Raw genomic sequence first — 3,033 nt, 5'->3', positions numbered from 1 at the left:
CAAGGTCCTCAGGGTCCTCAAGGCGTTCAAGGTCCTGCCGGTGTTGATGGTGCTCAAGGTGCCGTTGGTCCTACCGGTGCCCAAGGAATTCAAGGTTCCACTGGCCCTCAGGGTCCTCAAGGTCCTCAAGGCCCTGCTGGTGCTGATGGTGCTGCTGGACCTGCAAATGGTCTAAATGCTTATGGATATATTTATAATCTTCAAGATAGTATGGCTATTGCTAATGATGATATCCTGTTTAGTAATAATGGTTATCTGAATGGTATTGCACACACAACAGGTACTGCCGGAATTAGTATTACCCAAACTGGAATATATGAAATAAACTATAGTATATCTACAACAATGAATTCAAATACTGCTTCTTTAGCAATCGCTGTAAATGGATTTGTTCAGCCATCAACTCAAGTTATTGTTTTATTAGGTGCTGGCAAAACTTCTGGAAATGCTATATTAACTCTTAATGCTGGGGATATAATAACTTTAAGAAATACTTCAACAAACACTATAGTTCTCGAAAATACTCCTAACGTAAATGCTCAACTAGTAATTACAAAACTAGATTAATATGCTTAGAGCCCTCTATGACTATAGGGGGCTCTTTTAAAATTTAATTCCACGTGGATATATAATAATAAATGTAGTACTAAATCTTTATCTAACTAGGAAGGATAAATAAGATTATAATTATCCTTCTCAACTAATAAAAATATGCAATAACTTAGCTAATTTAATGAAAATACAATTACATGGAATAACTTTAGTTGGAATAGAAGATATTGTTTATACTATAACTGGATATAATGGCAGTCCCCATTTTTACACTTTTTTTACTCATGTGTTTACCTTGTCTTTGTAGTATCAGCGAACAGGTTCGTGGACAATTAACTAAACTATGGTAATTAATATACCAAAAAACACATCAACGATTGATGCATCTTTTACAAAAATTGAGTATCAATCCAGTATAGAGTATAATAATTTAATGTAGCATTTTCTTATCTCATTTTTGATATTTCAATTTTGCAACAACTATCATTTTAAACTTCATAGGGAACAAATTTTTTAATCTGTTTAGGAAGCCAGGAGTAATAATATCTTTATTTTTCATAAATCGTTTATAAGCATATCTCGCAACATCTTTAGAAGTCATAGCACTTCTTGGAGTTTTTGTTCCTTATTGAACAAAGAAATTTGTTCTTGTAGCCCCAGGACATAATACACAAACCTGCACACCTTTTTTCTTTGCCTCATATCGTATTGCTCTACTATAACTCAATACAAAAGCTTTGCTTGCAAAATAAGTGCTCGTATATGGTCCAGGCTGAAAGGCACCAATAGAAGAAACATTTAAAATTTTACCTTTCCCACGTATATACATATCAGAAATGTACAATTTACATAGTTCTACAAGATTAATGACATTTAATATCATCATGCTTTCATCACGTTGTAAATCAATTTTATCCGTGGGACCAATCAATCCTATTCCTGCATTGTTCACAAGTATGGAAATATTTAAATTATCTTCTTTTATTCGATTATATATTTGTGTTGCTGCTCCTATCTTTCCCATATCCTGTTGATATGTCAATATCGGTGTTTTAAACTCATCTGCTAATTTTTTCTTAGCTTCTTTCAATCTATTACTATTGGAAGAAACTATTACAATTCCATAGCAATCTCTGGCAAAATTCTTGGCAATCTCAAAACCTATTCCACTCGTTCCACCAGTAATTAATACATATTTCATATGTAAACACTCCTTTCTTCTTATAACATTATAGAAGAAAGAAATATTATAATAATTCACATATGTTAATTTAAAAAAATATTTTTTATTTCTTTCCTTATCCTACTCAAAAATGCAGCTCTAATACCTATGCAGGATGCAATATATCTTAATTCAACTCTATCATGGAGATGAGGATATCGTCTACTAAAATCAATATATCGTTCTTCAGCAGTCATTAAAGCTGAATTTTTAACCCTATTTTCTAATTTTTCAATTTCTTTTAGATAATTCTTAACAAATATGTTATTTAATCTTCCATCTTCTTTTATAATTTTATATACCAATTTATATGAATTCATTCTCTCTGCTGAAACATTTTGTAATATCATTTCCCTGTTCATCAACGTATATCCTCTAACTATACAATGGATTATAAAATAAAGATTTGTCGATTTGACGCCTTCTAGTAATACAATATGTTTGGTAGAAAAGTTTATAAAAGAAACTTCATTATTAATCATATCAGCAACATTTTCATTGATTTTTATTTCAAGTCCTTTTTCCAAATACTTACTAGCGTTCGTCACTTTTATCAACTCCTTAATTCACTAGAGTTTTATATTTTTTTCTATAACCAAAAAAGTACGGTTAATATAAATAACTAAATACTCTTTTCCATGTATTAATCATATCATACAAATATAGTGTTCTGCATCCTTAATAAAATATGAAAAAAAGCAACACTGTTTTCCCTTTAGTACCTAAAATATCGCCACTATCGATCTTTAAGATATAAAAATAACATTTAATTCTAGTATTCAGAATCTTTCATTATCACAGTATGCCCTGAAACATTTATGATATATATCTTTACATTGGCAAGATTCTACTTTCAAAAATATCTGCTCTTTATATTCAATTTATTCTTTAAAATAAACTATTTTCTATACTTAAACTTATAAAAATAAGCACTATAACCACTTTATTCTATTTTTTACAGTGACGATATTCTTGCCACTAAAATAAATCTATCTCTGATTTTTTAAAAGTTGATAATATATTTATAACTATAGTTTTTTACATCAATCATTTAGTTCGTAATCTAAGAAATTATGGAACTAAAAATATGGAATTACATATATTAAATTGAGCAAACTATAAATTTATTACACTAGAATAATACTCTAAAAGTGAGGTGTAACTTAATGACTACTTATAATGCTTATCCAACTGATAATGTGTATATATCAGAATTTTTCCCAGGCAAAAATTTTATTTCATCTTCAGTTTTATATACA

The 3,033-nt window shown here is 29.4% G+C and carries 3 protein-coding genes; 1 reads left to right on the top strand and 2 read right to left on the bottom strand.

What is annotated here, in order from left to right:
• Positions 1-567, top strand: a 567-nt coding sequence (locus tag KM800_RS15635; RefSeq protein ID WP_419195476.1) for a BclA C-terminal domain-containing protein, incomplete at its 5' end; no start/stop codon positions are given.
• A 610-nt stretch (positions 568-1,177) separates the two neighbouring features.
• Here the strand turns inward: KM800_RS15635 and KM800_RS14925 are convergent.
• Together KM800_RS14925 and KM800_RS14920 are read right to left on the bottom strand one after the other, a co-directional pair.
• On the bottom strand, positions 1,178-1,753 hold the full coding sequence (locus tag KM800_RS14925) for an SDR family NAD(P)-dependent oxidoreductase (protein WP_254906585.1): 576 nt from the start codon (positions 1,751-1,753) through the stop codon (positions 1,178-1,180).
• A 65-nt stretch (positions 1,754-1,818) separates the two neighbouring features.
• Entirely contained in the window at positions 1,819-2,322 is a 504-nt protein-coding gene (locus KM800_RS14920) for a Crp/Fnr family transcriptional regulator (protein WP_254906584.1), read from the bottom strand.
• Positions 2,323-3,033 lie beyond the last annotated feature (711 nt).

It is taken from the genome of Clostridium tyrobutyricum (assembly GCF_019144085.1).
GTDB classification, from domain to species: Bacteria; Bacillota; Clostridia; order Clostridiales; family Clostridiaceae; genus Clostridium_B; species Clostridium_B tyrobutyricum_A.
The sequence above is the reverse complement of the archived record's forward strand: the minus strand, read 5'-3'. Positions and strand labels throughout refer to the sequence as shown.